A 26,148-nucleotide genomic window follows, 5' to 3' on the forward strand; every position below is an offset into this window, starting at 1 on the left:
GATGGCCCTGCTGATCGAGCACCCCACGCCGGGCGCCCCCGACGAGACCCCCACCGAGCTCCTGCAGCTGGCCGGCGGCCCGACGACGACCCCGCGCGGGTCAGACGGGTCCGACGACTCCGACGGCCCTCGTCCCACCCGCCGCGAGCGCCTGCGCGCGATCCTTCCCGACGCCCTCTGGCTCGCCCCGCTGCTCGCGATCGGCGGCGTCGTCAACGGGATCGGCCTGTTCCGGGTGCCGCAGTTCATCGACGACGAGGGCACCTACACGGCCCAGGCCTACGCCGTCGAGCGCCTCGGCGAGCTCACCCACTACACCTACTGGTACGACCACCCCCCGCTGGGCTGGCTCCAGATGGCCGGCTGGACCAACCTGACCGGCGCGTTCGACCGCTACCCCAGCGCCGTCATGGCGGGCCGCGAGACGATGATGGTGGCTCTCCTCGCCGCCACGGTCCTGCTCTGGACGCTCGTCCGACGGATCGGGGCGCCGCGGATCGTCGCGGCCGTCGCCGTCCTCCTCTTCACGGTCAGCCCGCTGGCCGTGCAGTTCCACCGCACCGTCTACCTCGACAACATCGCCGTGGTGTGGATCCTGCTGGCGTTCGTGCTGGCCACCGCCAGGCACCGCCAGCTCGGCGCGTTCGTCGCTGCGGCCGTCGCGGCCGGGATCGCGGTCCTGACCAAGGAGACCTTCCTCCTCATGGTCCCGTTCGTGTTCTGGGTCATGGTGCGAGGCGCCGCCCCCACCACCCGGCGCTACACCCTGACCGCCGCCGGCGCCGTCCTCACGCTCACGGGGATCGGCTACCTCCTGTTCGCGCTCCTCAAGGGCGAGCTCGTCCCCGGCATGAACCGCGTCAGCCTCTGGGACGGCATCGCCTTCCAGCTGCTCGACCGCGACCCCAGCGGCTCGCTGACCGACGCCGACAGCCTGGTGCGGGCCACGACCGACGTCTGGGTCGACCTCGACCCGGTGTTCCTCGTGACGGGCGGCCTGACGATGGTCGTCGGCCTGTTCCTGCGCCGCACCCGGCCCTACGCCGCAGCGCTCGCGCTGCTCGTGCTCATGGTCGTGCGTCCCGGCGGGTACGTGCCCGTCCCCCACATGATCGGGATGCTTCCGCTCATGGCGCTGCTCGTGCCCGTCGTCGTCTGGACGGCGCTGCGGACGGCCCGTCGGGTCCGCGCCCCCGGCACCCGGGCGGCGCGCACGCGTTCGGCCGCGGTGCTCGTCCCGACGGCGGCGCTCGCCGCCGCCGGCCTCGCGCTGGCGGTGCCGCAGTGGTCCAGCCAGCTGCGGGGCCAGCTCATCCCCGACTTCAACCAGCCCTTCGCCCAGGCGCAGGAGTGGGTCGAGCAGAACGTTCCGACCGACTACCGGCTGCTCGTGGACGACGTCATGTGGGTCGACCTCGTGGAGGCGGGCTTCCCGCGCGAGAACGTCGTCTGGTACTACAAGGCCGACACCGACCCCGCGGTCATCGCCCAGTCGCCCAACGGCTGGCAGGACTCGGACTACGTCATCACGACCGACTCGATGCGGACCTTCCCCTCGGAGTTCCCGCGCGTCCGCCAGGCGATCGACAACTCGACCCTCGTGGCGAGCTTCGGCGAGGGCGACCGCGCCGTCGAGGTCCGCCGCGTGCGCGCCGAGGGGATCGACGCGGCCTCCGCGAACGACGGCGCGGCGTCCGAGCGACGCGCCCTGCTGGGCCCGCAGCTCTCGACCAACCCGAACGTCGTGCTCGACGGCGTCGCCCCCGGCGACTCCGGCAGCGCCGACGACGCGGTGTCCTCCGGGCGATTGGACGACCGCCTCGCCGTCGCCCTCGCCCAGCTCGGCGCCGCCGGCCCGATCACCGTCGAGCTGCCCGCCGTGGTCGGCGAGGAGGACGGGGTGCTGCGCACGGCTCTGATCACCCAGCGCGACGGTGCCGCGCTCACCACGGACGCCGAGATCGAGCTGGCGGACTGGTTCACGAACCAGAACCCCGGTTTCGCGCCGCAGTCGGTGACCACCACGGACGAGGGGCTGCTGGTGACCTACTCGCTCACCACACCGTGACGGCCCCAGCCGCCCGCGGCCCCCGCACCCCGACGACCGCACCACCCCGACCGCACGCCCCTCGAACCACCAGCCCGCCCGAGAACGCCAGGACGAGAGATGGAGTCCCCATGACCACCACCCGCACCGCCCCGACCACCTCGACAGCGCCGGCCGCCCGCCGCTCCCGCACCACGTCGCGCGCCACCCGCGCCACCGTCACGCTCGGCCTCACGTTCGGCCTGGCGGCGCTCGGTGCCGCGGCCCCCGCCGCCGCCGCGCCCGCCGAGCCCGCCCCCGTGGACGGCTGGGTGCGTCTGGGTCACTTCTCCCCCGACACCCCCGCGGTCGACGCGCGGCTCACCGCCGTCGCCGGCACGACCGACCTGACGTTCGAGGACGTCGGCTACGGGGACGTCTCCGGCTACACCCGCCTGCCGCAGGGCACGTACACCGTCGCGATGATCCCGGCCGGCGCCCCCGAGGGCACCGACCCCGCCATCACCCAGACCTTCGAGGTCGTCCCCGGCGGCGCGGCGACGGTGGCGGCGGTCGGCCTCAACGCCGACCTGTCCGGCCGGGTCATCGCCGACGACCTCACACCCCCGGCCGACGGCCAGGCGCGCGTCCGTCTCATCCAGGCCTCCGTCTCCTCCCCCGAGGTCGACGTCACCACCGACACGGGGACCCCCATCGCCCGGGGCGCCGCGTTCGGTACCGCGACCGACTACGCCGAGGTCGGCGCCGGTCGCTGGACGCTCGACGTCGAGGGGACGCAGTCCGGCACGGTCCAGGTGGACCTCCCCGCCGGCAGCGTCAACACGCTCGTCGTCCTCGACGACGGCGACCAGATCACGCTCACGACCCTCGAGGACGCGAGCGGACCGTCGGCGGCACCGCAGGGGGGTGTCGCCACCGGTGAGGGAGGTCTCGTGCTGGAGGCCGACCGCCGCACGGGCGCCGCGATCGCCGGTGTCGCCGGGGCCCTGGGCCTCGTCGTCGGTCTTCGCGCGCTCGTCCGTCGCCGTCCGGAGGTCGCGTGAGGACCGCAGCTCGGACCGGGGTCCTCGCCGTCGCCCTGACCGGCGCGCTCGCCCTGGGGCGTGCGCGCCGGGTGACCCGGCGCCGGCCCCCACGACGCCCGCGGGTACCAGCGCCCCCGAGCCCGACCGGGCGCGCACCGCGGTCGAGGCCGGCGAGGACTTCCTCGCCACCTACGTCGACCCCGACGGCCGCGTCGTGCGCCACGACCAGGAGGGCGACACCGTCAGCGAGGGCCAGGCCTACGGGATGCTCGTGGCGGTCGGCGTCGGCGACGCCGAGACGTTCGACGCCACGTGGACCTGGACCCGCGACAACCTCCAGCGTGCGGACGGCCTGCTGTCCTGGCGCTGGGCGGACGGCGCCGTCGTCGACGACGAGCCCGCATCGGACGCCGACCTCGACGCCGCCCGCGCCCTCGTGCTGGCCGGCGAGCGGTTCGACGAGCCCGCCTACACCGAGGCGGCGACCGCGCTCGGGCAGGCGGTGCTCGACCTCGAGACCGCGGAGACGGCCCTCGGCCGGGTCCTGCTCGCGGGCCCGTGGGCCGACGTCGACCCCTACCAGGTCAACCCCAGCTACCCCTCCCCCGTGGCCACCCGGCTGCTCGCCGAGCTCGACGGCGACCCGCGCTGGGCCGAGCTCGACGCCGGGTCGCGCGCCGTCACCGCGGAGCTCACCACCGGCGGCACGCTGCCGCCGAACTGGGCCCAGGTGCACGCCGCCGACGGCCGCGTCGAGGCCATGCCCGGTCCGGACGGTCGCGGGGTGCTCTTCGGGTACGACGCCGCGCGCACCCTCGTGCGGTACGTCGAGTCCTGCGACCCGGACGACCACGCGGCGATCGCGCCGGCCGTGGGCGCGCTCGAGCAGCAGGAGGTGCTCGCGGCCGAGCTCGACCTCGGCGGCGCCGCCCTGACCCAGGACCAGCACCCCGTCACCTACGTGGCGCGGGCGGCGATCAGGGCGCTCGACGGCGACCTCACCGGGGCCGCGGCCGACCTCCGCGCCTCGGACGCGGTCGTGGAGGAGAACCCGACGTACTTCGGCGCGGCCTGGGCCGCGCTGGGTCGGCTCTCCCTCGAGACGGACCTGCTCGGAGGCTGCCCGCCGCTGGCCGGGGACGAGTCCGCCGCGGCGACGACGGACGGGGCGCAGGCCTCGCCGTCGGGCACCTCCGACGCGGAGGGCCGCCTCACCCTGCAGCCCCGCGCCGAGGGCGTCCCGACGGCGACCGGCCCGCAGCCGATCCCGGCCGCGGGCGTCGTCCCGACGACGGTGCGCATCCCGGAGATCGACGTGACCTCCGCGCTGGAGGACCTCGTCCGCGACCCCGATCGGGTCCTCAACGACCCGGCGGTGCCGGAGGTCGCGGGCTGGTTCTCCGAGGGCACGGTGCCGGGGAGCGTGGGTCCGGCGGTGATCGCCGGCCACGTCGACTCCGGTGTCGAGGGCGCGATCTTCCGCGACCTCGACCGGCTCACCGCCGGCTCGGAGGTGCTCGTCGACCTGTCCGACGGCACGACGGCGACCTTCCGCGTCACGCACGCCGAGGTCGTCCCGCAGGCGCAGTTCCCCACGGAGGTCGTCTACGGCCCGGTCCCGGACGCGCAGCTCCGCCTCATCACGTGCCACACCTTCGACCGCGCCGCCGGCCGCTACACCCAGAACCTCGTCGTCTTCGCGACCCTCGTCGCCTAGTCCGATCCGACCACCGCCCGACCTTCCCCCAGCACCGCCCACCCCCAGGAGCCGACCATGACCGCCACCCGCCCCGAGGTCCAGCGACCCGTCGTCGTCGTGCCCACCTACGACGAGATCGAGAACCTGCCGGTCCTCCTCGAGCGCCTGCACGCCGCCGCACCGCAGGCGCACGTCCTGATCGTCGACGACGGCTCGCCCGACGGCACCGGCGTCCTCGCCCAGGAGCGCGCCGACGAGCTGCCCTGGGTCCACGTGCTGCACCGCACGAGCAAGGACGGTCTCGCGGCCGCCTACCTCGCCGGCTTCGCCTGGGCGCTGGCGCGCGACTACGACGCCGTCATGGAGATGGACGCCGACCTCTCCCACCACCCCGAGGACGTGCCGCGCCTGCTCGCCGCCCTGACGAGCGCCGACGTCGTGCTCGGCTCGCGCTGGGTGCCCGGTGGCGGCGTGGAGAACTGGCCGCTGCACCGCCGCGTCCTCTCGCGCGGCGGGTCCTTCGTCGCCCGGATCGCGCTCGAGATGTCGCTGCGCGACGCCACCGGCGGGTTCCGCGCCTACCGCCGTGACGCGATGACGCGCCTGGATCTGGCGAGCGTCGCCTCGCGCGGCTACGTGTTCCAGATCGAGCTGGCCCACCGCGCGCTGGACGCCGGCCTCGTCGTCACCGAGGTCCCGATCGTCTTCACCGAGCGCGTGCACGGCGTCAGCAAGATGAGCGGCGGCATCGTGCGCGAGTCGCTGACGCGGCTGACCTGGTGGGGCGCCGAGCGCCGCCTGTCCCGGCTCGCCGTCGCGGCACGCCGTCGTGGCGACCGCGGCCCGAGCCGGGCCGCGCAGGCGAGCTGACGCCGCTCACCCCAGCGACCGCGCCACCCCCCACCACCCCCGCCGCCCGTGAGGGCGATCCCTCCGCCGTCGCGACGATGCTCCCGGCGTCGTCGCGACCGCGGATGGATCGCCCTCGCGGGCGCTGGTGCGTTCAGTGCCGGGGGACGTAGCCCGTCCGGTCGGCGTCGGTGATCGTGCGCAGCACCCGGGCGGGGTTGCCCACGGCCACGACGCCGGCCGGCACGTCCTTCGTCACGACGCTGCCGGCGCCGATCACCGCGCCGTCGCCGATGCTCACGCCCGGAAGCACCGTCACGCCGCCGGCGATCCACACGCCGTCGCCGATCGTGATCGGCCGGGCGGTGCACATGCCGCCGATGCGCTCGCCCAGGTCGAGGGCGTGGTTGGACGTGTAGAACCCGACCTTCGGGCCCACCAGCACGTCGTCGCCGATCGTGATGGGCGCGCCGTCGAGCATCACGCAGTCGAAGTTCCCGAAGAATCGCGCCCCGAGGTGGATGTTCACGCCGAACTCGCACCGGAACGTCGGTTCGAAGGTGGCCCCCTCCCCGACGCCGCCGAGCACCGCGCGCAGCAGCTCCTCGCGCTCGGCCGCATCGCCGCCGTAGGCCGCGTTGTACGCGTTCGTCGCCAGCACCGACGCGCCCCGGGCCGCGATCAGCTCGGGGGTGAGGTCGTCGTAGGGCTCCCCCGTGGCCATGTGGGCGAGCTGGGCGGCCAAGGTGCTCGTCGGCGTCATGCGACCATCCTCCCGCCCGCCTCAGACCCGCTGCTACGGTGCGCCATGACCTCTGCCGGCCCAGCCCCCGCCCCTGGCCCGTTCCCCGACGTCCTCGAGGTATAGGTCGACGCGCACAAGCTCCTCGCGTTCGACGGTCGCGTCCTGGAGCTCTTCGGCTGGGCGGACGCGCACCGCCTCCACATCTCCGAGCAGCCCCGCCTGGAGTTCGTTGACGAGGGGCGGCGAGAGACCCCGAGGATGCACGTCGTGACCGACCGGCGGACGTTCCGGTACGACTACGACCCGGCCCGGCGCCCCGACCTGGAGCGGCTCGACGCCGAGCTGCGGGCCGCCCGACCCTGACGGCGTCGGAGGCCGTCAGTAGGGTGGACGGTGCCGAGGCCGCGACGGCGCGGCGCACCGATCGACCGAAGGGCCCCTCATGCCACGCACCTCCCAGGCCGTCATCGCCCGAGCCAAGGACGCCCCCGTCGAGCTCGTCACGATCTCCGTGCCCGACCCCGGCCCCGGTGAGGCGGTCGTCCGCGTCCAGGCCTCCGGCGTCTGCCACACCGACCTGCACTACAAGCTCGGCGGCATCGGCGAGGACTTCCCCTATTTGCTCGGCCACGAGGCCGCCGGCATCGTGGAGGAGGTCGGGGAGGGCGTCACCGACGTCGCCCCCGGCGACTACGTCGTGCTCAACTGGCGCGCCGTCTGCGGCGACTGCCGCGCCTGCAACCGCGGCCGTCCCTGGTACTGCTTCAACACCCACAACGCGGCGCAGAAGATGACGATCGCCGACGGCGAGGGCGCGGGCACCGAGCTCTCCCCCGCGCTGGGCATCGGTGCCTTCACCGAGTTCACCCTCGTCGCCGCCGGCCAGTGCACCAAGGTCGACCCCGCCGCTGCCCCGGAGGTCGCGGGCCTGCTGGGGTGCGGCGTCATGGCCGGCATCGGCGCGGCCATCAACACCGGCAACGTGGGCCGCGGCGACTCGGTCGCCGTCATCGGCTGCGGCGGCGTGGGGGCGGCGGCGGTCGCCGGGGCACGCCTCGCGGGTGCGGCCACGATCATCGCCGTCGACCTCGACGAGCGGAAGCTTGCCAAGGCCACGGAGCTGGGCGCCACGCACACCGTGAACGCGGGCGAGGGCGACGTCGTCGAGGCGATCCGGGCCCTGACCGACGGGAACGGCGCCGACGTGGTGATCGACGCCGTCGGGCGCCCCGAGACGTGGAAGCAGGCGTTCTACGCCCGCGACCTCGCCGGGACGGTCGTCCTGGTGGGCGTCCCGACGCCGGACATGCAGGTCCCCGAGCTCCCGCTGCTGGACGTCTTCGGCCGCGGCGGCTCCCTGAAGTCCTCCTGGTACGGCGACTGCCTGCCCTCGCGGGACTTCCCCCTCCTCATCGACCTCTTCCTGCAGGGGCGCCTCCCGCTGGACGCCTTCGTGACCGAGACGGTGGGGATCGGCGACGTCGAGGCCGCGTTCGACAAGATGCACGGCGGCGACGTGCTGCGAAGCGTGGTCGTGCTGTGACCGCGCGCATCGACCACGGCACCTCCGCGGGGACGTTCTCGCTGGACGGTGAGACCTACGACGTCGAGAACAACATCTGGGTGATCGGCGACGAGGCCGAGTGCCTCGTCGTGGACGCCCCCCACTCGGTGGCGGACGTCCTGGCCGTCGTCGCGGGTCGACGCGTCACCGCGATCGTCTGCACCCACGCGCACGACGACCACGTGCGGATCGCCCCCGACCTCGCCGAGGCGACGGGTGCCCCGATCCTCCTGCACCCCGCGGACGCCCCCGTCTGGGAGCTCACACACCCGGACCGCGCGCCCGACGGCGAGCTGGCCGACGGCCAGGAGCTCACCGTGGGCGGCACCACCGTCCGCGTGCTCCACACCCCCGGCCACGCGCCCGGGGCCGTGTCGCTGCACGTGCCGGAGCTCGGCGTCGTCCTCACCGGGGACACCCTGTTCCAGGGCGGCCCGGGGGCGACGGGCCGGTCGTTCTCCGACCCCGCCCTCATCGTGGAGTCCATCCGCCGGGTGCTGTTCGCGCTCCCCGACGACACGGTGGTCCACACGGGCCACGGCGACTCGACCACGATCGGCGCGGAGGCCGACGCCCTCGGGCGCTGACCCCGGCTGCACCGCACGACGACGACGGCGCCGCCACCCTCGCGAGGGTGGCGGCGCCGTCGTCGTCCGTGTCAGTCTGCGGTGGCGCCGAGGTTCTCGCGCAGGAGGTCGACGACGGCCGTCACCGTGCGGGAGCGGGCCGCGATCGAGCGGACGTACAGCTCGATCGTGCGGAAGGCGTCGTCGTCGGCGAGCGGCACGCTCACCACCGAGGCCGGGAGGTGCGGTCGGCCCATCCGCGGCAGCACCGTGACCGCGAGTCCCACCTCGACGTAACGCACGAGCGACTGCAGCTCGACGGCCTCGAAGGCGTTCCCGACGAGCTCGATGAGGTCGGGCGAGTGCGAGGCGATCCACGCGCCGTAGGGGTCCTCGTGCGGCGTGATCGCCAGCCGCTCGCGCGCGAGCTCAACGAGGTGGACGTCCCGACGTCCGGCGAGCCGGTGCCCGCGCGGGACGACGACGTCGAGCGGGTCGGTCCCGATCCGGATGCGGGTGAGCGTGTCCGACGGTCGCCCGGCGGGCTGGGCCGTGCCGAGGGCCTTGGCCAGCAGGGCGTCGACGCGTCCGATCGCGAGCAGGTCGAACGCCGGCTCGGGCTCGAGCTCTGTGGGCACCAGGTCGAGCAGCGGGTAGTCCGTCCGCGCGCGGGCGATCGCCGGGATCACGAGCTGGCGCAGCGCAGTCGGGAACGCCGCGATCCGGAACCTCCCCTGAGGTGCGGCCTCGACGTTCGCGGCGAGCCGGAGGTGCTCGAGGTCGTCGACGATCCCCCGGGCCTGCTCGACGACGGCGAGCCCCGCCGGTGTGAGGACGATCCCGCGCCCGGCGCGCGCCACCATCGGCACCCCGAGCGTCTTCTCCAGCTTGCGCAGGTGCTGGGTGATGTTGGGCGCCGAGTACGCCAGGAGCCGGGCGGCCTGGGTGACCGAACCGGTGTCGCAGACGGCGATCAGCACACGCAGGCTGACGGGATCGATCATGAAGCAATGCTAAAGCGTGGGCGCTAGTTCTACTAACTAGTGCTGAGCAGTTTTCCTCGCCAGACTGGGGTCATCACGGCGCGCAGTCCGCGCGCGAGAACCCCGAAGGTGGAGATTTCCCATGATCGTCGCAGCGCTCGCCCTTGTCGTCGCCGTCGTCGTCGGCATCGTCGTCGAGGTGCGCCACGACGGTCTGGCACGTCGCCCGTTCGACCCCATGTACAACAGCCGCGTCCCCAGCTGACGTCCGGCTCACCGAGCACGAAGGCCGCGGTCCCCCGGTAGGGACCGCGGCCTTCGTCGTTCCCGTCCGCCACCGTTCGCTCCGCCGCCCCCGCCCGTTCACACCGGTTCGCGTGCGGACCATTGCCCCGGCCGCCATCCCTTCCTACGCTGGAGGAACGCCGAGCCGACCGACGGAGGTCGCCATGCCGCAGCTGTGGGACCGCATCGCGGGCCGACGCGAGCCCGCCGCCGACCCCATGCTCACGCTCGAGACGCAGGCGCACCTGAGCCGCCTGACCCGAGAGCTCTGGCGTCTCGACGGCGTCCGCGGCGACTTCGCGCACGCGCACCACGTCCGGGCGGCCCAGGGCGCGTACGAGGGCGTGCTGCGCCGGGCCCTCCGCCTCGCCGGCGGCGACGACCGCGCGCACCCGCTCGGCGACGTCGTCGGGCTGGAGCTCGAGCTCAGCTCGCGCGGCTGGGCCTGGTAGCGGTTCGCCCCTGCGGACACCTCCCGGGTCCCAGCGCCTGATCGGGCAGACTCCTGCCATGACTCGAGGGACGCCGGCGCGCGAGCCGGATGCGGAGGCGCCAGGTCCGGACGTGACCGGGGGGCCGCCGCCCCACCAGGGCAAGCGGGCCGTGGTGGCGTGGACGGCGGCGATCGTGCTGCTCGCCGTCGGGGTCCTCGTGACGTACCTGATGGTCCGTGCCCAGTCGCCCGAGACCCTCGGGCTCAGCCTCGGCGAGTCGCCGTGGCGCCTGCCGCTCGTCCTGCGGCCGAACGAGCCGAGCTAGCCGGCCTCAGCGCACGAGGGAGTCGCGCGAGGCGCGCGACAGCGAGGTCATCTCCTCGCGCGGCACCACCTTGACGCGCTCGCGCCCCCCGGCCTCGCCGAGGGACCGCTCGTGGGACGACAGGGCCTCCCAGCCCTCCCACGTCGTGACCGGCACGCCACGGTCCTCGAGCAGCGCGAGCACGTCGACCTCCTCGGCGCCGTCGGCCACGCGCGGACGCAGGCCGAGCCCGGCCTCGACGTCCTCGGCCAGGTGGCGGATCGTCTCCTGGGCGTCGGACTTGGTGTGACCGATGAGCCCGACCGGACCGCGCTTGATCCACCCGGTCGCGTACAGCCCGGGGATCTGCGCGCCGTCGGCATCCACCACGCGGCCACCCTCGTTGGGGATGACGCCGCGGACGGCGTCGAACGGCACGTCGGGCACGGGCGAGCCGAAGTAGCCCACCGCGCGGTAGACGGCCTGCACGGGGGTGTCGACGACGACGCCGGTCCCGCGCGAGGTGCCGTCGCCGACCAGCTCCGTGCGCTCGGTGCGCAGCGCGGCGACGCGCCGGGCGCCGTCGGGCCCGACCTCGCCGACGACCTCGACCGGCTGGTGGAGGAAGTGCAGGTGGATGCGGCGCGAGGCCGTCGAGTCCTCGGGGTCGTTCAGCGCCCAGTCGGTCAGCGTCGCCACGACCTGGCGCGTCTGGTTCGACTTGGCCATCGCGGCCTCGGAACCCTCGTCGAACGCAAAGTCCTCGGGGTAGACGATGACGTCGACGTCGGGCACGTGACCCAGCTCGCGCAGCTCCAGCGGCGAGAACTTCGCCTGGGCCGGCCCGCGGCGGGCGAAGACGTGGACGTCGGTGACCGGCGAGGCCGCGAGGCCCTCGGCCACGTTCGCGGGGATCTCGGTGGGGCCGAGGTCGGCCGGGTGCTTGGCGAGCATGCGGGCGACGTCGAGCGCGACGTTCCCGGCACCGAGCACCGCGATCTCACGCGCCTCGAGCGGCCACGTGCGCGGGACGTCGGGGTGCCCGTCGAACCAGGAGACGAAGTCGGCCGCACCGTAGGAGCCGGGCAGGTCGATGCCGGGGATGTCGAGCGCGGCGTCCCTGATCGCGCCGGTCGCGACGATGACGGCGTCGTAGTGCTCCGCGAGCTCGGCGAGCGTGATGTCGACCCCGAGGTTGACGTTCCCGATCAGGCGGATGTCACCGCGGCCGAGGATCTTGTCGAGCGCGTTGACGATGGCCTTGATGCGCGGGTGGTCGGGCGCGACGCCGTACCGCACCAGCCCGTACGGGGCCGGGAGGCGGTCGAACAGGTCGATCGCGGTGCCCGGCAGCGTGCGGGACAGGATGTCGGAGGCGTAGATCCCGGCGGGACCGGCCCCGACGACGGCGACGCGCAGCGAGCTCACTCAAGTACCTCATCCGTGGGGGTGGCGCCCGGGTGTGGCCTCGGGCGCGGTCACCTCCAGTGTACGGGCGCGAGGTAGGTAAGCCTCAGTCGCCTCGGTCACACCGCCTCGCGCGGGGTGGTCGGTCAGCGCGGGGAGGTCGGTCAGGAGGCGGGGCCGCGTCCGCGCGGCGTGCGGGCCACGATCAGGCTCCCCGCGACCACGACGGCGGCGCCGAGCGCCCACCACCCGAGCGTGCTGCGGGCGGTCGCCCAGCGATCGGGATAGGCCGTGATCGTCACCGGCTCCGTCACCACCGGTGGGCTCGGCAGGGCGGGGACGGCGTCGCTCACCGGGCCGCGGGCGCTGCCGTCGTCGACGAAAGCGATCGCGTCGGCCGCCTGCACGAGTCCCCAGCCCACGAGGTCGGAGCGCTCCTCGGGCACCGACCGCGCCGCCGTCGCCGTGATCCGGTAGGCCCACTGGGCCGGCGTCTCGTCCGGGTGCGCCTGCGCCACGAGCGCCGCGACCCCGGCGACGTGCGCCGTCGCCCAGCTCGTCGCCGCCGCGGCCGTGCCCATCCGGCAGTCCCCGCCGGACCGCCCCGTGGCGAGGATCCCGACGCCGGGCCCACCGACGTCCGCGTGCGCGCCCCGGTAGGCGTTCACCTCCGCGAACCCCTCGTCGTAGGCGCCGACGGCGAGCACGCCGGGCAGCGCGGCCGGGTAGCGCGGCCGGGTGGGGTCGGCGTCGGCGTTCTCGACGTTGCCCATCGAGGCCACCACCAGGCTGCCGGCGGCCGTCGCCTCGTCGACCGCGACGGCCAGGTCCGGGGTCTCCTGGATGGTGCTCATCGCGACGACGATGATGTCGACGTCGAGCTGGCTCGCCTCGCGGATCCCCTGGGCGATGCGTCCGGGCTGCGGATCCGTGCCGGCCTGCTCGGCCGCGTCGGTGTCGTCCTCGTAGTAGACGCGGACGGGCACGATCGTCGCGTCGCGCGCGATGCCGACCAGCGCGGAACCCTCCACCGGGCGGCCGGCGATGATCGTCGCCACGGCCGAGCCGTGGCCGAAGGTGTCCGCGGTGCCCGTGCTGTCGGCCGGGTCGAGCGCGACGACGTCGCGGCCGGGCTCCACGGCCCCGACGAGGTGGGGGAAGTCGGGGCGGACGCCGGAGTCGACCACCGCGACGCGCACACCGGCACCTGTGGCGACGTCGTTCGCGGCGGCGCGGCCGATCGCCGCGGGCGCCCAGCCCTCCTCCGCGATGAGCTCGCCCGGCTGGCAGTCCGCCGGCGCCTGCGGCGCCGCGGCGGCGTGCGGGAGGGTCGCGAGGCCGGACGGGAGGGTGGCGGGGGCGAGGACGACGCCGACGGCGAGCGCCGCCGTCGCGACGAGCGCCGGCACCCGCCGACGGACGCCGTGCACGGACCGGCTCACGGCGTGGCCTCCTCGCCCCCGTCGGCCACGGGCACCTCGGTCTGCGACATCGCCGCCCGGTCGATCGACAGGGTCGGACCGGAGGGGACCAGGTCGCCCCACGCGTACGGCACCCTGATCGGCACGACCTGGTCGGCGCCACCGGTCGGGAACAGCCGCAGCAGCGCGTCCTCGCGCGGTCCGCTGGGTCCGCCCTCGATCGCGTAGGCGAGACCGTTCTCGTCGATGAAGCGCACCGGGCCCTCCGGGCTGCTCGGCGAGGCCGTGAACAGCGCGAGCGCCCCCGTGCCGGGCGAGACCGTCACGCGCCCGCTCGCGTCCGGCGCCTGCCCGGGCACGAGGACCGCGGCGAACGCCTCGACGTCGAGCTCGGCGCACGGCGCGAGGTCGGGGCTCACCGGCTCGCCGATCGCGGTCGGCCACGACTCGGGGATCGGGATCCCGTCGGTCGCGTCCTCGACCTGGGAGAGGGCGTCGGCGGGGACGACGATCCGCTCCGCGGCATTCTCCCGCGTCGCGTAGACGGCGTCGGCGAGCGGCGACAGCCGCGCGAGGCGACCGTCGGCCAGGGCGACGTACGGCTGCCCGGTGTCGGCGTTGACCACCACGGACCCGGTCGTGACGCCGGCGATCTGCCCGAGGGCGCCCTCGGGCACGCCCCCGGCACCCTCGACGGCGAACGGTGTCATCTCGGCGCCGGTGCCGAACAGCGCGAGCCAGTCGGCCCGCGCGGGGACCACGTCGTCGGGCGTGAAGTCGAGGGCGCGGACGACACCGGCGGAGCTCGCGGTGTCGGGCACGAGGTGGGCCTGCGAGCCCTGCACCACGTAAAGGGCCTCCCCACCGTGACGAGGGCCGAGGCGACGCCCGCGGGCGCGGCGTCCGCCTCGGCGTCGGACCCGCCCGCCTCGTCCGCCTCGCCGGCCGGCAGGGTGGTGGAGGTGGCGCCGTCCTCGGCCGGGCACGCGAGCCAGCCGTCCACGACGAGCCGGCCGGGCTCGGGCAGGAAGTCCGGCGCGCCGGTGATCCCTGCCCGCGGCAGACGCTCCTTGTCGGCCAGCAGCGAGTCGGCGACGCTGTGGATGGCGGCGTCGGGCTCCACCAGGAGCCGCGCGCTGGCCATGTTCGTGACGGGGACGAGCCGGCCGTCGTCGGTGACGTAGCGGGCGGCGTTGTCCCTGACCACGAGGATCTGACCGTTCTCCCACCCGCGAGGCAGGCCGCGGTTGAGCAGGCCGCTGCCCAGTCCGCCGACCACCACGAGCACCGCCAGCACGATCCCCGCCACGACGCCGCGCACCGGTGAGGTGGGCTCCAGCTCGCGCCCCCGGGGGCGCCGGAGACGAACGCGGTGAGCAGGCGCCGTCGGCTGAACGACTGCGCCTCGACGAGCTCCTTCTTCGTCGCCACGACTACCGGCTCCCGGCGATCGGGGCGGTCACGGCATGGCTCCCGCGGCGACGACGGCGAGCGGCGGCAGCGCCGCGAGCAGGACGAGCTGGGCGACGTCGGCCGCGCGCGCGAGCCGCAGCTGTCGGCCGGAGACGAGCAGCGCCACGATGACGACGGCGAAGGCGCCGCCGAGCAGCACCACCACCAGCGCGGGGCGCCAGGTGGGCTGGGTCAGGGCGGCCGTGAGGACGGCCAGCAGGAAGCCGCCGGCACCGGTCGCCGTCACGACGGCGACGTCGCCGCGCGCCCGCGACTCGCGCACCGTCAGCAGCAGCGCACCGAACCCGACGGCGGTGAGCAGCAGCCCCGCGACTCCCGAGGCGGCGACGCCGGGCGTGAGGCCGAGCAGCGCGGCCCCGGCGCCGGCGCGCATCGCGATCTGGAGCCGCTGACCCGTGGCCGCCTGCTCCCTGACCGCATCGATGTCCACGGGCGGGACGTCGTCGAGCACCTCGCGGTCGTCGCGCGGCGTGACGACCCGCAGGGGCGTCGCCGTGAGCGCCAGCCACGGCACGCCGACCAGGGCGCACGCGACGACGGCGAAGGCCACCACGGTGACGACCGGCGCCGTGTCGGCACCGCGCCAGGCCGTGACGCCACCGACCGCGAGGCCGACGGCCCCGGTGATCGCGGGGGCCACCATGGCTTCGCGGACCCCCGGTGCCAGGGCGGCGAGCGCGGCCGCGACCGCGAGGATCGCCCCACCGCCGGCCGCGAGCGCGAACGCCGCTGCGCCGTCGTCCAGCCGGGCGAGACCGTCGAGCCCGAGGAACGCCGCGGTCCCGGCGAGCAGCGCGGCCACGACGCCGATCGTCAGCGACGCGGTGCGCGGGGCGCCGGTGCGCTCGAGGACGACGGCGGTGACGAGCGCCAGCAGCGCGCCGGCTCCGCCCAGGCTCGCGGTGAGCACGGCACCGAGACCGCTGACGGCCAGGACCGCACCACCGGTGACGAGGAAGACCGCCGCGACGCCGACGGCGGCACGCGCGGCGTCCTGCGGGCTCCACGGTGCGCTGCCCGACTCCACGACGTCGGCGACGGCCTCCACCACGTCGTCGTAGCGGGCGTTGCCGGCGCGCGGCTGGGCCGCGGCGAGCGTGAGCACGGCGCCGTCGGGAACGCCAGCGCCGCCGAGCGTGACGTCACCGCCGAGGCGACGTCCCTGGGCCGTGACGAGCTCCAGCCCGGTGTGCGCGGAGGTGACCTCGAGCTGGCCGAGCGTGCGGGCGAGACCGGGAAGGACCTCGACGAGCGGGACCTCGGCCGGGAGCGTGAGATCGGCCCGGCGCGGACCGGCGGCCACCGTCACGCGGACGAGCGCTCCACCGGCGGAGCCGGCCTCACCGCCCGGCGGTGAGGGGGCGGGCGCGGGGACCGTCATGAACGGCGTGCTCCTTCGGGTCGGCGGCGGGCACCGCCCAGCATAGGTGGCGCCGGAAGGCTGCAGGCCGATGGGGAGTTCTCCCCATCGCACTTTCCCACCCCCCGTTCTAGTGTCCTTTCCAGGTCACCGCACCGGTGACGGACGACCAGCCACTGGGCCGGAGTCGCACAGGCCGTACGGCCACTACAGGAGGAGCGTGACATGGCAGCAGACAAGTTCTCCGCCGAAGAAGGAGCCCTACGGGCAGGCGCCGACCACGTGGCGACCGCGAAGACGACCCTGGACGGTCAGCTCGCCGACCTCCGTGGCCGCCTGACCTCGCTCGAGGGTCAGTGGCGCGGTTCGGGCGCCACGGCGTTCACGACCGTGATGACGCGCTGGGACAACGACACCCGCCGTCTCACCGGCGCCCTGGAGACCTTCGAGGCGAACCTCAAGGGCACCGACACGGCCTACACCGAGACCGACGACAGCGCGCAGCAGGCCATGAACGCGTTCAACAGCAGCCTCACCGGAAACTGAGAAGGAGCGACACGGACATGGGTAACTCGGGAATCACAGTCGGCTTCTCCGCTCTGGAGACCGCTTCCGGCGACATCACCACCGGCGCCAACGGGATCGCCAGCACCCTGGCCGACCTCGAGGGCAAGCTGAAGAACCTCGAGGCGGACTGGGACGGTGACGCGAAGGAGGCCTACCGCGTCGCCCAGGCCCAGTGGAACGGCGCCCTCGAGGACATGAAGGCCCTCCTCCTGCAGGTCGGCACCACGGTCACCAACAGCCACGACGCCTACAAGGGTGTCGAGGGCAAGGCCGCGGCCGCCTGGCAGTGACGCCGGCCGCGTGACGGTCGCACCGGAGCCCCCAGGGCTCCGGTGCGTGCCGCCTCCCGGCTCGGCTCCAGCACCCATCCACCCTCGGACCTCAGGGGAATCACCATGGACCGCATCCAGGTCGACGACTCCGTCGTCAGGAACCACGTCACCGTCATGGAGGAGTCCTCCGACGACCTCCGTCGCGACGAGCAGGCGCTCCAGCTCACCGCTGAGCTCGGCGAGCGCGAGCCCTACTCGCCGACCGACCCTGGCGTCCGGTTCGAGAACGTCCTCGACGAGGCGCTGGAGACCTACGAGGACTCGCTCGCCGCGATGGGCGACGAGCTGCTCGTGATGGCTCGCAAGCTCACCCAGCTCGCCGGCGAGGTCGTCGCCGTCGACGACGACCTCGCCCAGCAGCTGCGCACCATCGCCGACGGCATCGACGGCGGTGTCGGCACCCGCACCGACTGCCCGACTCCCGTCGGACCGTCGAGCGGCCCGCTCGCCGGGACCCGCCGGCCCGACCTCCCGCCCGTCGAGCGCGCCGAGCGCCTCGGCGGCGGGCACTCCGTGACTCCGATCGCACCGAACGAGGGGATGCAGGCATGAGCGACGAGCGCCGGTTCGAGCTGGCCGCGAAGTTCGACGACTCCTCGGGCCGCGAGCCCACGTTCGCCGTGGGCCGGGTCGAGGCCGCCTCGTTCTCCGACGAGGTGCAGGGCACGCTCAGCAGCCACCCGGTCGAGGCCGGCGCGTGGGTCGCGGCCCCCCAGACCTGGGTGGGTCCGGGCCGACCCGCCCACCTCCAGGGCGTCCTGAAGGCCGACCGAGGAGGGAAGAAGGAATGGTCCGAGGCGCGCCTCGTGAGCGGTCACCGCCGCAAGAAGCGCATCCGCCGACCGCGCCGCATCCCGCGCGGCCTCATGAACCTCGAGCTGGTCGCGACAGCCTTCACCGAGCAGGCGAACGTCCGCGCGGAGCAGCGCGAGACGATCCGGCGCACGAGCAGCGGGATGGAGGCCACGGCCCGTCGCCTGCGGCAGCAGTCCGAGGCGCCGATGCTCGACGGGCTCCAGGGCGACCCCGCCCGCATCGCCTACCTCACCCTCGCGCTCCACCTGATGGACGCGGCCGACGCGATGGAGAACACGCTGCGCGCGCTCGACATCGTCGAGAACGCGATGCGTGACGCGAACGAGGAGTTCCAGCGCATCCGCAAGATCGAGCTCGCCCCCGGCCACAAGAGCCTGCTGGCGCTCGGCGAGCTGATCGCGCTCCCCGGCGTCGGCACGCTGACGCCCGCGGACGCCGAGCGGCACTGGATGCTCGAGGTCGACAAGGAGCAGAAGCTCGCCGCGCGGCAGGCGATGGACGAGTTCGACAGCGCGCTGGCCCGCGCCGCCTCCCTCGTCCGTCCGATCGAGGTCCCGACGTTCCCCGACGACGAGACGCGCACCCCGGTCGACCCGATCGTCGAGCGGCCGTCCATCGTGGTCGACCCGAAGGAGGCCCCGGAGGACTCCCAGGTGGCCAAGGAGACGCCCGGCGGTCCGTCGGGCGCCGGGGCGGCGGCGGCCGGTGCCGCCGCGGCCGGTGGCGCGGCCCGTGCCGCCCGGTCGGCCGCCGGACGCGCGTTCGCCGGCGGCGGGGGTGGTGGTGGGGGTGGTGCTCGCGCCGCCGAGAAGGAGAAGTGGGTCTCGACGCGGCACCTGCACGACACCGGGCCCGACGGGACGATGGACCCCGCCGCCGCGGCACGCTCGGAGCAGCGGACGCCGTCGCTGGGGACCGTCACCCCCGCCGGCGAGGGTGGGCACCTCGCCCCGATGGTGGGCGGTCAGGGCGGCAGCACCGGCGGCGAGGAGGAGTCGGGCACGGCGATCGTCCGCGACACCGCACAGGAGGAGGCCGCGACCGCGGCAGCCGTCGCGGCGGCGTCGGCGACGGCGGGCAGCCGGGGCTCCATCGAGGCCGCGCCCGCGGAGTCCGACGACTGGTGAGTCCGGTCCGGGTACGGATCTGAACGACCGACGGGGTGGGAGGCGAGAGCCTCCCGCCCCTTCGTCGTGCTGCGGACTGCGTCGTGCGCGTGGTGGCCGCTCGTCAGTCGAGCGCGACGTCGATCCGGACCTGGCCGAGCTCGAGGACGGCACCGGGCACGAGCCGCGCGGGCTCCCCGGGGACGAGCCTGACGCGCTCGCCGTCGGGCGTCACGAGCCGGGTGCCGTTGGCCGAGCCCGCGTCCTCGACCCACGCGACGCCGTGCGCCACACGGATGCGCAGGTGAGTGCGCGAGAGGGAGCGGGCGACGTCGGCGATCTCGACGACCTGGACGTCCGGCGTCTCCGCGCGCGGCCGACGACCCACGACCGCCGCACCGGTGATCCGGTGGTCGGTCCCGGCCGCCGTCAGGACGACGGCGGTGACCGGCGGCGCGGGGGCGGCCGGGGGCTGGAAGGTAGCAGGCGGGGTCGCCGGCGCCGCGGGCGACGGCGCGGCCGTCGGGCGCGGCGGGACGACCGTGCGCGGTCGGACGGGCGACGGAGTCTGGGGCTGGGCGGGGGCCTGGCCCGGCTGCTGGGGCACTGCGGGCACGACCGGCGCCGGGGCCGCGGTGGGCGCGACGGGCGCCGCGGGAACGACCGGCGCCGCGGGGGCCGCCGGGACCGGGCCCGACGTCGTCGGGCGGGCCGCCGGACGTGGCGGCACGACCGGGGCTGCCCCGCCGGACGGCCGGCGCCGGCGGCCAGACCGGAGCGCATGGCGCGGAAGTCGCGCATCGAGATGGAGTCGTCGCTCACCGGCACCTCGAGCAGCTCCGGCGGACGCCAGGGGCCGGAACCGCTGCCGCCGGCGGTCGGGTTGCCGGGCCAGACGGGGGCCGATCCGGGCGCCGTCGGGAGCGGCGGGACGGAGATCGGTCCGGCGGACGCGCCGGCGTGGCGGGCGGCGGGCACCGGGGCGACGGGGGCGCCGGCAGCAGCGGCCGGCGCGACGGGCCGGAGCGAGACGACGTCGGTGCCCGCGACCCGGTCGTGCCAGGCGCGGGTCCGGCCCGCCGTCGCGAGCAGGGCGATCTGACCGAGGCCGGCGGCGAGGTGCGCGGCGCCGAGGAGTCCGGCGCGCACCGCCTCGCGGCGCAGCCCGGGGGCGAGGTCGGCGCCGAGCGTCGTCGCCCGGGTCCGTGTCACGAGCTTGCCGAGCGTCACACCGCGACGGGCCTCCACGGCCACCGTCACGACGGCGATCTCGGCGGCCAGCACGATCCCCAGCACCCAGCCACCGAGCACGACGGCGACGGCCCCGGGGACGACGACGGCCGCGAGGTCGATCGCGTACCCGGCGAGACGCTGGCCGACCCCGGCGCGCGGCAGCGACGGCGCGGCGACGGCGGTCGCCGCGGGGGGCGGCGCCGTCGGACGGGGCGGGACGGTGACGGACATCAACCGGACGCTAACAGACGGACCCCGGCCAGCACCCCGGCCGCGAGCAGTGCCAGGGCGGGCGCGAACGCGACCGCGAGCGACTCGAGGTTGTCGGCGGTCCTGGACCAGCGGACCGACCGCCAGCCCCGGCCGAGCGCGAACGCGCACGTGACGGTGAGCAGCGCGGCGAGGAGGGCGCCGACGGCGATCAGCGTGGCCGTCCCGCCGTCGAGCACCCGCGTGAACCACACGACCGTGAGGAGGCCGGTGACGGCGGCGGCCAGCCGCGGTCCGAGGCGGGCGGCCGTGAGCCGCTCCTGCCGCGGGATCAGCACGAGCGCCCCGGCGACGGCGACGCCGAGCGCGCCGGTCGCCCACAGCTGCACGTGGCCGGGCCACGACGTCGTCGCGGGCGGCGGAGCCAGCAGCACGAGCGGGGCCGCCGCGGCCACGAGCACGCCCAGCAGGACGGCTGCCCAGGTGCGCCGGGTCTGGGCGGTGGTGATCGTGCGGCGGACCGTGGAGGCGCGCACGAACGCCGGCGAGACGACGGGCTTCTCGCGCACCGCCGTCGCCGTCCGCTGCGCGGCGCTGAGGTCGACGACGACGTGGTCGGGCACGTCGAGGCTCCCGGCCGGGAGGGCCCGCGCGACGATCGGGGCGACGCCGAGCAGGACGGCGGCCGCGGCCGGCACCGGGGCGCCCGTCATCACGGTCACCACGGCGGCCGCCGCGGGCACCACGGTGAAGGCCAGCAGGACGCCGGCCTCGACGGCCGGCGGCGTGCCGTGCACGCGGGCGTACCGCAGCGCGGTCGCCGCTCCGGCCGCGAGCAGGGCGACGGTGACGGGCACGAGGAGGGCGGGCACGCCGTCGATCTCGACCAGCGGCGCCGGGACCCCGAGAAGCCCCGCCGCGGCGGCGCTGGTCCAGGTCGCGACCGTCGCGGCCGTCGCCGCCCGCGCCGTCGTGGGCCGGGTCACCAGGGCGAGCACGACGGCGAGGAGCCCCGCCGCGAGGGCGGGGACCAGCGCGACGTCGGCGGTGTCGGTCGCGAGCTGGGCGCCCCGGACGAGGGCGAGGGCCGCCGTCGCGCCGGCGACGAGCCACAGCGCGGCCGCCGGCGACGTCCCGCCGGGCCGGTCCTCCCCCGTCCGGCCCGCGGCCGGGCGACCGGGCGCCGGCGCGGTGGCGACGACGAGCACGTCGCCGCCGGCGAGACGCTCGAGGTCGTCGGTCGGCCCGAGGACGACGCCGCCCGCGGTCACGAGCGTGGTGGTGGGTGGAAGGTCGACGGCGGCGAGGAGGTCGGCGACCGTCACGGCCCGGCCGAGCACGACGTCGTGGCGCCCGTGCGGGGTCACGACGGTGCAGGTGGTCGCGGCGTCAGCAGCCGTCGTCGACATCGCACCTCCCGCGGTCCTGGAACTGCCACGAGTCTAGGTGGGCAACTACCCTGGGGCGGTGGTTGCGAGGGGAGGCGTCCTCCCCGCCGGAAGGGTGACATGAGCGTGGAGACCGGCCGGGTGGAGGCACCCGCCGTGCCCAGCGGCACGATCGAGCTGCAGGCACCGCCCGACCTCGTCAAGCCGGAGGGCGGCAGCAGCACCGCGATGACGATCATGCCCGTGATGGGCAGCGTCGGCTCGATCGCCGTCATCTCCCTCGGCGCCGGTGGCTCGGGCGGGGTCTCGACGACCCGCATCCTCATGGGCGGGTTCATCCTCGTCGCCTCGCTGGGTTTCGTGGTGGTCAACCTCCTGCGCCAGCGCTCGATGCACCGCGCCGCCGTCACCGGCTCGCGCCGCGAGTACCTCGCCTACCTCGCCGGGCTGCGCGAGGACGTCCGCGACGCCGCCGCCAAGCAGCGGCGCAACGCGGAGTGGCACATGCCCTCGCCGACCGCGCTCGCCGTCGTCGCGGAGGAGGGCACCCGCGTCTGGGAGAGACGGGCGGGTGAACCGGATCTGCTGCACGTGCGGATCGGCACCTCCCAGGCCCCCCTGTGCGTGACGATCGACGAGGCCGAACCGGCGCCCAACGCCCAGCCGGACCCCGTCGCCGCGAGCGCCGCGCACCGCTTCGTCACGACCCACTCCGTGCAGACCGACCTGCCCGCGCGCATCGACCTGATGTCCTCCTCGCGGGTCGAGGTCGCGGGCGACGACGAGCCGTCCCGCGCGCTCGTGCGCGCCATGCTGTGCCACCTCGCGACGTTCGCCTCGCCCGCCGACGTGCGCATCGCCGTCCTCGCCTCGCCCGAGAATCTCGCGGCCTGGGAGTGGGTGAAGTGGCTCCCCCACGCGTGGTCGCCCACCCAGAACGACGGCGCCGGGCACGTCCGCGTGATCGGTTCCGACCCGGCCGAGATCCTGCGGCTGCTCCCGCTCGGCGAGCGCGGGCCGTTCTCGCTCGCCGCCGAGCAGGCGCTCCCGCACGTGGTGCTCGTGACCGACGGCGTGCGGCTGCCCGCGACCCACGGCCTCGCCCGCGAGGGCGGCCTGCAGGGCGTCACCGTGCTCGACCTGCCCCAGGAGTGGGGCGAGATCGCCGACGTCCACCACACCCGTCTGCTCCTCCAGCCGACCGCCGACGGCGAGACCTCCCGCGTCAGCGTGGTGCGCTACGGCGTCGAGCCGCGCACGGGCGAGGCCGACACGCTGTCGGTCGCGGGTGCCGAGGCGACGGCGCGCCGCCTGATCCGCGGCGGGCTGCCGACCGAGGACGAGTCGGGACCGCGCACCGTGACCTCCGCCGAGCTCGTCGACCTGCTCGGGGTCGGCGACGTCCGCGACTTCACGCCCGCGATCGGCTGGCGGCCGCGCTCGCGGCGCGACCGGCTGCGCGTCCCGATCGGCATGACCTCGCACGGCGCCCCGATCCACCTCGACATCAAGGAGTCCGCCGAGGAGGGCATGGGCCCGCACGGGCTCATCATCGGCGCGACCGGCTCGGGCAAGTCCGAGGTGCTGCGCACGCTCGTGCTCGCGCTGGCGATGACGCACTCCTCCGAGGACCTCAACTTCGTGCTCGTCGACTTCAAGGGTGGCGCGACGTTCGCCGGCATGGCGGACATGCCGCACGTCTCGGCGATCATCACCAACCTCGGCGAGGAGCTCTCGCTGGTCGATCGCATGCAGGACGCGCTGCAGGGCGAGATGACCCGGCGGCAGGAGCTGCTCCGCTCGGCGGGCAACTTCACCAACGTCGGCGAGTACACCAAGGCGCGCAAGGAGGGCCGCACGGACCTGCCGCCGCTGCCCGCGCTGCTCATCGTCTGCGACGAGTTCTCCGAGCTGCTGTCGGCCAAGCCGGAGTTCACCGACCTGTTCGTCGCCATCGGCCGCCTCGGACGCTCGCTCCAGATGCACCTGCTGCTCTCCTCCCAGCGCCTGGAGGAGGGACGTCTGCGCGGGCTCGAGTCCCACCTGTCCTACCGGATCGGACTCAAGACCTTCTCGGCGGCGGAGTCGCGCACGGTCCTCGGCGTCACCGACGCGTACACGCTGCCGTCGGTGCCGGGCATGGGCTACCTCAAGCCCGACACCACCTCGCTCATCCAGTTCCGCGCGGCCTACGTCTCCGGCCCGCCGCCGCGCCGCCGTCGTCGTCGCCGTCGGACCGCGGGCGACGTCACGCTCACCCCGTTCACGGCTGCGCCCGTCGAGGCGCAGCGCGTGGTGGAGGTCGAGCCCGAGGAGGTCGGCGACGCCGACGCCGGACGAGCGACGTTCGACATCGCCGTGCGGCGGATGAAGGACCAGGGTCCGGAGGCGCACCAGGTGTGGCTGCCCCCGCTCGAGGTCCCGCTGACGTTCGACGAGCTCGCCCCCGACCTCGTCGTCGAGCCCGGCCGGGGCCTGCACTCCCCCGGCTGGCGCGCCGCGGGCGACATGGTCGTCCCGCTCGGCCTCGTCGACCGGCCGCTCGAGCAGCGTCGCGAGACGCTGACGATCTCGCTCGCCGGGGCGGGTGGGCACGTCGGCGTCGTCGGTGCGCCGCGCAGCGGCAAGAGCACGATGCTGCGCTCGATCGTCACCGGCGTCGCGCTGACGCACACGCCCCAGGAGGCGCAGTTCTACATCCTCGACTTCGGCGGCGGCACGTTCACGCCGTTCCGCGACCTCCCGCACGTGGCGAGCGTGACCGGCCGGTCGGAACCCGACATCGTGCGCCGCACCGTCGCCGAGGTGACCTCGATCGTCAACGCGCGCGAGAAGTACTTCCGCGACAAGGGGATCGACACCGTCGAGACCTACCGCTCGCGGCGCACCCCCGGCGACCCGACGGGGATCGACGACGGCTACGGCGACGTCTTCCTCGTCGTCGACGGCTGGACCACGCTGCGCAGCGAGTTCGACGACGTCGAGCCGCTCATCCAGGCGCTCGCCGGCCGCGGCCTCACGTTCGGCCTGCACGTCCTGCTCGGCACCGGTCGCTGGATGGACCTGCGCTCGCAGATGAAGGACGTCGTCGGCACGCGCCTCGAGCTCCGGCTGGGCGACTCGCTGGACTCCGAGGTCGACCGCAAGGTCGCCCAGGCGGTGCCGGCGAACCGTCCCGGGCGCGGGCTCATGCCGTCCAAGCACCACATGCTCGGCGCGCTCCCCCGCATCGACGGCGACCCCCGCCCCGGCACGCTCGGCGCCGGCGTCAGCGACCTCGTGCAGACGATCGCGTCGGCGTGGGACGGGCCCGCGGGTCCGAAGCTCCGCCTGCTGCCGGAGATGCTCACGCTCGAGGAGCTGCGCGAGGAGGCCGGGGTGCCGGCCTCGGGCGCCGCCGGCGAGGCCGGGCCCGACGGCGAGGCGACGGTCGGCGACCGTCGTCTGCTGCTCGGCATCGACGAGTCCGCGCTGGCCCCCGTCGCCTTCGACGCCGCGGCGGAGCCGCACGTGCTGCTGCTCGGCGACAGCGGGGCCGGCAAGACGTCGTTCCTGCGCGGCCTCGTGCACGAGGTCATGCGGACGAGGACGCCGAAGGAGGCGCAGTTCGTCGTCCTGGACTACCGTCGCGCGCTGCTCGGCGAGATCCCGGACGACTACCTCAACGGGTACTACACGGGGCACGAGCAGGCGACCTCCAGCCTCCAGGGGCTCGCGCAGTTCCTGCGCACGCGCCTGCCCGGACCTGACGTCACCCCGGCCGAGCTGCGCGCACGGTCCTGGTGGAAGGGTCCTGACGTCTTCCTGCTGGTCGACGACTACGACCTGGTGGCGACGTCGGCGGGCAACCCGCTGACGGCGATGACGCCGCTCTTCGCCCAGGCGGCCGACCTCGGGCTGCACGTCGCGATCACCCGCCGCGTCGGTGGCGCGAGCCGGGCGCTGTACGACCCGGTGATCCAGCCGCTGCGCGACCTCGCCGTCCCGACCATCCTGCTGTCGGGCAACCCCGACGAGGGCGCTCTGCTCGGACGTGTGCGGCCGCGTCTGGCGGTGCCGGGCCGCGCCCAGATCGTCACGCGCGACGAGGGCCTCCGCGTCGCCCAGCTGGCCTACCACCCGCCGGCCCACCTCTGACCCGCTGACTGCCGCCCCGCCGTCGCCCACCTACCCATCGGCGAGGGGTTTGCGCACCACCGGCGAGGGGCTTCTGCACCACCCGCGAGGGGCTTGCGCACCACCGACGAGGGGGTAGTGGCGCTCCTCGCCGGGCCAGAGGTGCGCAACCCCCTCGCGGGTGGTGCGCAACCCCCTCGCCGATGTGCAGAAACCCC

General features: G+C 75.1%; 23 protein-coding genes and 1 pseudogene. 14 read left to right on the forward strand and 10 right to left on the reverse strand.

Going from position 1 to position 26,148, the window contains the following annotated elements:
- Nucleotide 1 precedes the first annotated feature (1 nt).
- The 4 genes from C8046_RS07460 to C8046_RS07475 all read left to right on the forward strand — a co-directional run bounded on the left by C8046_RS07460 (nt 2) and on the right by C8046_RS07475 (nt 5,641).
- On the forward strand, nt 2-2,068 hold the full coding sequence (locus C8046_RS07460) for an ArnT family glycosyltransferase (RefSeq protein ID WP_109228890.1): 2,067 nt from the start codon (nt 2-4) through the stop codon (nt 2,066-2,068).
- A gap of 110 nt (nt 2,069-2,178) precedes the next feature.
- Entirely contained in the window at nt 2,179-3,090 is a 912-nt protein-coding gene (locus C8046_RS07465; RefSeq protein ID WP_109228891.1) for a DUF4397 domain-containing protein, read from the forward strand.
- Nucleotides 3,020-4,789, forward strand: a complete 1,770-nt coding sequence (locus C8046_RS07470; protein WP_158277158.1) for a glycosyl hydrolase family 8 — start codon at nt 3,020-3,022, stop codon at nt 4,787-4,789. Before C8046_RS07465 ends, C8046_RS07470 begins: the two co-directional genes overlap by 71 nt.
- Before the next feature lie 57 nt (nt 4,790-4,846).
- Nucleotides 4,847-5,641, forward strand: coding sequence for a polyprenol monophosphomannose synthase (locus C8046_RS07475; RefSeq protein WP_109228893.1), 795 nt, complete (start codon nt 4,847-4,849; stop codon nt 5,639-5,641).
- A gap of 133 nt (nt 5,642-5,774) precedes the next feature.
- Here the strand turns inward: C8046_RS07475 and C8046_RS19945 are convergent, their stop codons facing one another.
- The gene (locus C8046_RS19945) at nt 5,775-6,383 is read right to left on the reverse strand and encodes a sugar O-acetyltransferase (protein WP_109228894.1); all 609 of its coding nucleotides are present in this window, start codon (nt 6,381-6,383) and stop codon (nt 5,775-5,777) included.
- A 424-nt stretch (nt 6,384-6,807) separates the two neighbouring features.
- On the opposite strand from C8046_RS19945, the gene C8046_RS07490 reads away from it, so the two are divergent.
- A complete protein-coding gene (locus tag C8046_RS07490; protein WP_109228896.1) occupies nt 6,808-7,908 on the forward strand; it encodes an S-(hydroxymethyl)mycothiol dehydrogenase in 1,101 nt (366 codons plus the stop codon).
- The gene (locus C8046_RS07495; protein ID WP_109228897.1) at nt 7,905-8,516 is read left to right on the forward strand and encodes an MBL fold metallo-hydrolase; all 612 of its coding nucleotides are present in this window, start codon (nt 7,905-7,907) and stop codon (nt 8,514-8,516) included. The genes C8046_RS07490 and C8046_RS07495 overlap by 4 nt, the downstream gene beginning before the upstream one ends.
- 71 nt (nt 8,517-8,587) lie before the next feature.
- Here C8046_RS07495 and C8046_RS07500 read toward each other — a convergent pair whose 3' ends face one another.
- Nucleotides 8,588-9,499, reverse strand: coding sequence for a LysR family transcriptional regulator (locus C8046_RS07500; RefSeq protein WP_109228898.1), 912 nt, complete (start codon nt 9,497-9,499; stop codon nt 8,588-8,590).
- Between the two features lie 121 nt (nt 9,500-9,620).
- Here C8046_RS07500 and C8046_RS19715 point away from each other — a divergent pair, with 121 nt between their 5' ends.
- From C8046_RS19715 to C8046_RS07510, 3 genes are all read left to right on the forward strand, one after another.
- Nucleotides 9,621-9,743, forward strand: coding sequence for a hypothetical protein (locus tag C8046_RS19715; RefSeq protein WP_268921363.1), 123 nt, complete (start codon nt 9,621-9,623; stop codon nt 9,741-9,743).
- Nucleotides 9,744-9,927: 184 nt separating this feature from the next.
- Nucleotides 9,928-10,215, forward strand: coding sequence for a hypothetical protein (locus tag C8046_RS07505; RefSeq protein WP_109228899.1), 288 nt, complete (start codon nt 9,928-9,930; stop codon nt 10,213-10,215).
- A 58-nt stretch (nt 10,216-10,273) separates the two neighbouring features.
- Nucleotides 10,274-10,522, forward strand: a complete 249-nt coding sequence (locus tag C8046_RS07510) for a hypothetical protein (protein ID WP_146197091.1) — start codon at nt 10,274-10,276, stop codon at nt 10,520-10,522.
- Nucleotides 10,523-10,528: 6 nt separating this feature from the next.
- On the opposite strand, the gene C8046_RS07515 is transcribed toward C8046_RS07510, so the two are convergent.
- The 5 genes and pseudogenes from C8046_RS07515 to C8046_RS07535 all read right to left on the reverse strand — a co-directional run bounded on the left by C8046_RS07515 (nt 10,529) and on the right by C8046_RS07535 (nt 16,183).
- Nucleotides 10,529-11,920: an FAD-dependent oxidoreductase gene (locus tag C8046_RS07515; RefSeq protein WP_109230822.1), complete on the reverse strand. Its 1,392-nt coding sequence runs from the start codon at nt 11,918-11,920 to the stop codon at nt 10,529-10,531.
- A 152-nt stretch (nt 11,921-12,072) separates the two neighbouring features.
- Nucleotides 12,073-13,350: a S8 family serine peptidase gene (locus tag C8046_RS07520; RefSeq protein WP_158277159.1), complete on the reverse strand. Its 1,278-nt coding sequence runs from the start codon at nt 13,348-13,350 to the stop codon at nt 12,073-12,075.
- Nucleotides 13,347-14,150 carry a type VII secretion protein EccB gene (locus C8046_RS07525; protein WP_199224601.1) on the reverse strand — a complete coding sequence of 268 codons (804 nt, stop codon included), beginning with the start codon at nt 14,148-14,150 and terminating at the stop codon, nt 13,347-13,349. Before C8046_RS07525 ends, C8046_RS07520 begins: the two co-directional genes overlap by 4 nt.
- Nucleotides 14,036-14,671 (reverse strand): annotated as a pseudogene (locus tag C8046_RS19250) (type VII secretion protein EccB); the annotation flags it as partial. The gene C8046_RS07525 and the pseudogene C8046_RS19250, both read right to left, overlap by 115 nt.
- Before the next feature lie 117 nt (nt 14,672-14,788).
- Nucleotides 14,789-16,183, reverse strand: a complete 1,395-nt coding sequence (locus C8046_RS07535; protein ID WP_109228903.1) for an EsaB/YukD family protein — start codon at nt 16,181-16,183, stop codon at nt 14,789-14,791.
- A 204-nt stretch (nt 16,184-16,387) separates the two neighbouring features.
- Between C8046_RS07535 and C8046_RS07540 the strand changes: the two genes are divergently transcribed.
- From C8046_RS07540 to C8046_RS07555, 4 genes are all read left to right on the forward strand, one after another.
- A complete protein-coding gene (locus tag C8046_RS07540; RefSeq protein ID WP_109228904.1) occupies nt 16,388-16,708 on the forward strand; it encodes a WXG100 family type VII secretion target in 321 nt (106 codons plus the stop codon).
- Between the two features lie 17 nt (nt 16,709-16,725).
- Complete coding sequence (locus tag C8046_RS07545) at nt 16,726-17,019, forward strand: WXG100 family type VII secretion target (RefSeq protein WP_109228905.1); 294 nt, start codon at nt 16,726-16,728, stop codon at nt 17,017-17,019.
- Nucleotides 17,020-17,124: 105 nt separating this feature from the next.
- Entirely contained in the window at nt 17,125-17,613 is a 489-nt protein-coding gene (locus C8046_RS07550; RefSeq protein ID WP_109228906.1) for a hypothetical protein, read from the forward strand.
- On the forward strand, nt 17,610-19,004 hold the full coding sequence (locus C8046_RS07555; RefSeq protein ID WP_109228907.1) for a hypothetical protein: 1,395 nt from the start codon (nt 17,610-17,612) through the stop codon (nt 19,002-19,004). The genes C8046_RS07550 and C8046_RS07555 overlap by 4 nt, the downstream gene beginning before the upstream one ends.
- Nucleotides 19,005-19,107: 103 nt before the next feature.
- Here C8046_RS07555 and C8046_RS18390 read toward each other — a convergent pair whose 3' ends face one another.
- Genes C8046_RS18390 through C8046_RS18395 form a run of 3 tightly spaced genes read right to left on the reverse strand, consistent with a single transcriptional unit; the run spans nt 19,108 to nt 21,835 of the window.
- A complete protein-coding gene (locus tag C8046_RS18390; RefSeq protein ID WP_158277161.1) occupies nt 19,108-19,371 on the reverse strand; it encodes an FHA domain-containing protein in 264 nt (87 codons plus the stop codon).
- Between the two features lie 41 nt (nt 19,372-19,412).
- Nucleotides 19,413-20,447, reverse strand: coding sequence for an RDD family protein (locus C8046_RS19720; RefSeq protein WP_109228909.1), 1,035 nt, complete (start codon nt 20,445-20,447; stop codon nt 19,413-19,415).
- Entirely contained in the window at nt 20,447-21,835 is a 1,389-nt protein-coding gene (locus tag C8046_RS18395; RefSeq protein WP_158277162.1) for a hypothetical protein, read from the reverse strand. Before C8046_RS18395 ends, C8046_RS19720 begins: the two co-directional genes overlap by 1 nt.
- Before the next feature lie 99 nt (nt 21,836-21,934).
- On the opposite strand from C8046_RS18395, the gene eccCa reads away from it, so the two are divergent.
- The gene (eccCa, locus tag C8046_RS07575; protein WP_109228910.1) at nt 21,935-25,951 is read left to right on the forward strand and encodes a type VII secretion protein EccCa; all 4,017 of its coding nucleotides are present in this window, start codon (nt 21,935-21,937) and stop codon (nt 25,949-25,951) included.
- Nucleotides 25,952-26,148 lie beyond the last annotated feature (197 nt).

It is taken from the genome of Serinibacter arcticus (assembly GCF_003121705.1).
GTDB lineage: Bacteria > Actinomycetota > Actinomycetes > Actinomycetales > Beutenbergiaceae > Litorihabitans.

What these genes read in the sequence shown, in the direction of transcription:
- C8046_RS07460 (WP_109228890.1), top strand. Translation starts at nt 2, where the DNA reads ATGGCCCTGCTGATCGAGCACCCCACGCCGGGCGCCCCCGACGAGACC.
- C8046_RS07465 (WP_109228891.1), top strand. Translation starts at nt 2,179, where the DNA reads ATGACCACCACCCGCACCGCCCCGACCACCTCGACAGCGCCGGCCGCC.
- C8046_RS07475 (WP_109228893.1), top strand. Translation starts at nt 4,847, where the DNA reads ATGACCGCCACCCGCCCCGAGGTCCAGCGACCCGTCGTCGTCGTGCCC.
- C8046_RS19945 (WP_109228894.1), bottom strand. Translation starts at nt 6,383, where the DNA reads ATGACGCCGACGAGCACCTTGGCCGCCCAGCTCGCCCACATGGCCACG.
- C8046_RS07490 (WP_109228896.1), top strand. Translation starts at nt 6,808, where the DNA reads ATGCCACGCACCTCCCAGGCCGTCATCGCCCGAGCCAAGGACGCCCCC.
- C8046_RS07500 (WP_109228898.1), bottom strand. Translation starts at nt 9,499, where the DNA reads ATGATCGATCCCGTCAGCCTGCGTGTGCTGATCGCCGTCTGCGACACC.
- C8046_RS19715 (WP_268921363.1), top strand. Translation starts at nt 9,621, where the DNA reads ATGATCGTCGCAGCGCTCGCCCTTGTCGTCGCCGTCGTCGTCGGCATC.
- C8046_RS07505 (WP_109228899.1), top strand. Translation starts at nt 9,928, where the DNA reads ATGCCGCAGCTGTGGGACCGCATCGCGGGCCGACGCGAGCCCGCCGCC.
- C8046_RS07510 (WP_146197091.1), top strand. Translation starts at nt 10,274, where the DNA reads ATGACTCGAGGGACGCCGGCGCGCGAGCCGGATGCGGAGGCGCCAGGT.
- C8046_RS07535 (WP_109228903.1), bottom strand. Translation starts at nt 16,183, where the DNA reads ATGACGGTCCCCGCGCCCGCCCCCTCACCGCCGGGCGGTGAGGCCGGC.
- C8046_RS07540 (WP_109228904.1), top strand. Translation starts at nt 16,388, where the DNA reads ATGGCAGCAGACAAGTTCTCCGCCGAAGAAGGAGCCCTACGGGCAGGC.
- C8046_RS07545 (WP_109228905.1), top strand. Translation starts at nt 16,726, where the DNA reads ATGGGTAACTCGGGAATCACAGTCGGCTTCTCCGCTCTGGAGACCGCT.
- C8046_RS07550 (WP_109228906.1), top strand. Translation starts at nt 17,125, where the DNA reads ATGGACCGCATCCAGGTCGACGACTCCGTCGTCAGGAACCACGTCACC.
- C8046_RS07555 (WP_109228907.1), top strand. Translation starts at nt 17,610, where the DNA reads ATGAGCGACGAGCGCCGGTTCGAGCTGGCCGCGAAGTTCGACGACTCC.
- C8046_RS19720 (WP_109228909.1), bottom strand. Translation starts at nt 20,447, where the DNA reads ATGTCCGTCACCGTCCCGCCCCGTCCGACGGCGCCGCCCCCCGCGGCG.
- C8046_RS18395 (WP_158277162.1), bottom strand. Translation starts at nt 21,835, where the DNA reads ATGTCGACGACGGCTGCTGACGCCGCGACCACCTGCACCGTCGTGACC.
- eccCa (WP_109228910.1), top strand. Translation starts at nt 21,935, where the DNA reads ATGAGCGTGGAGACCGGCCGGGTGGAGGCACCCGCCGTGCCCAGCGGC.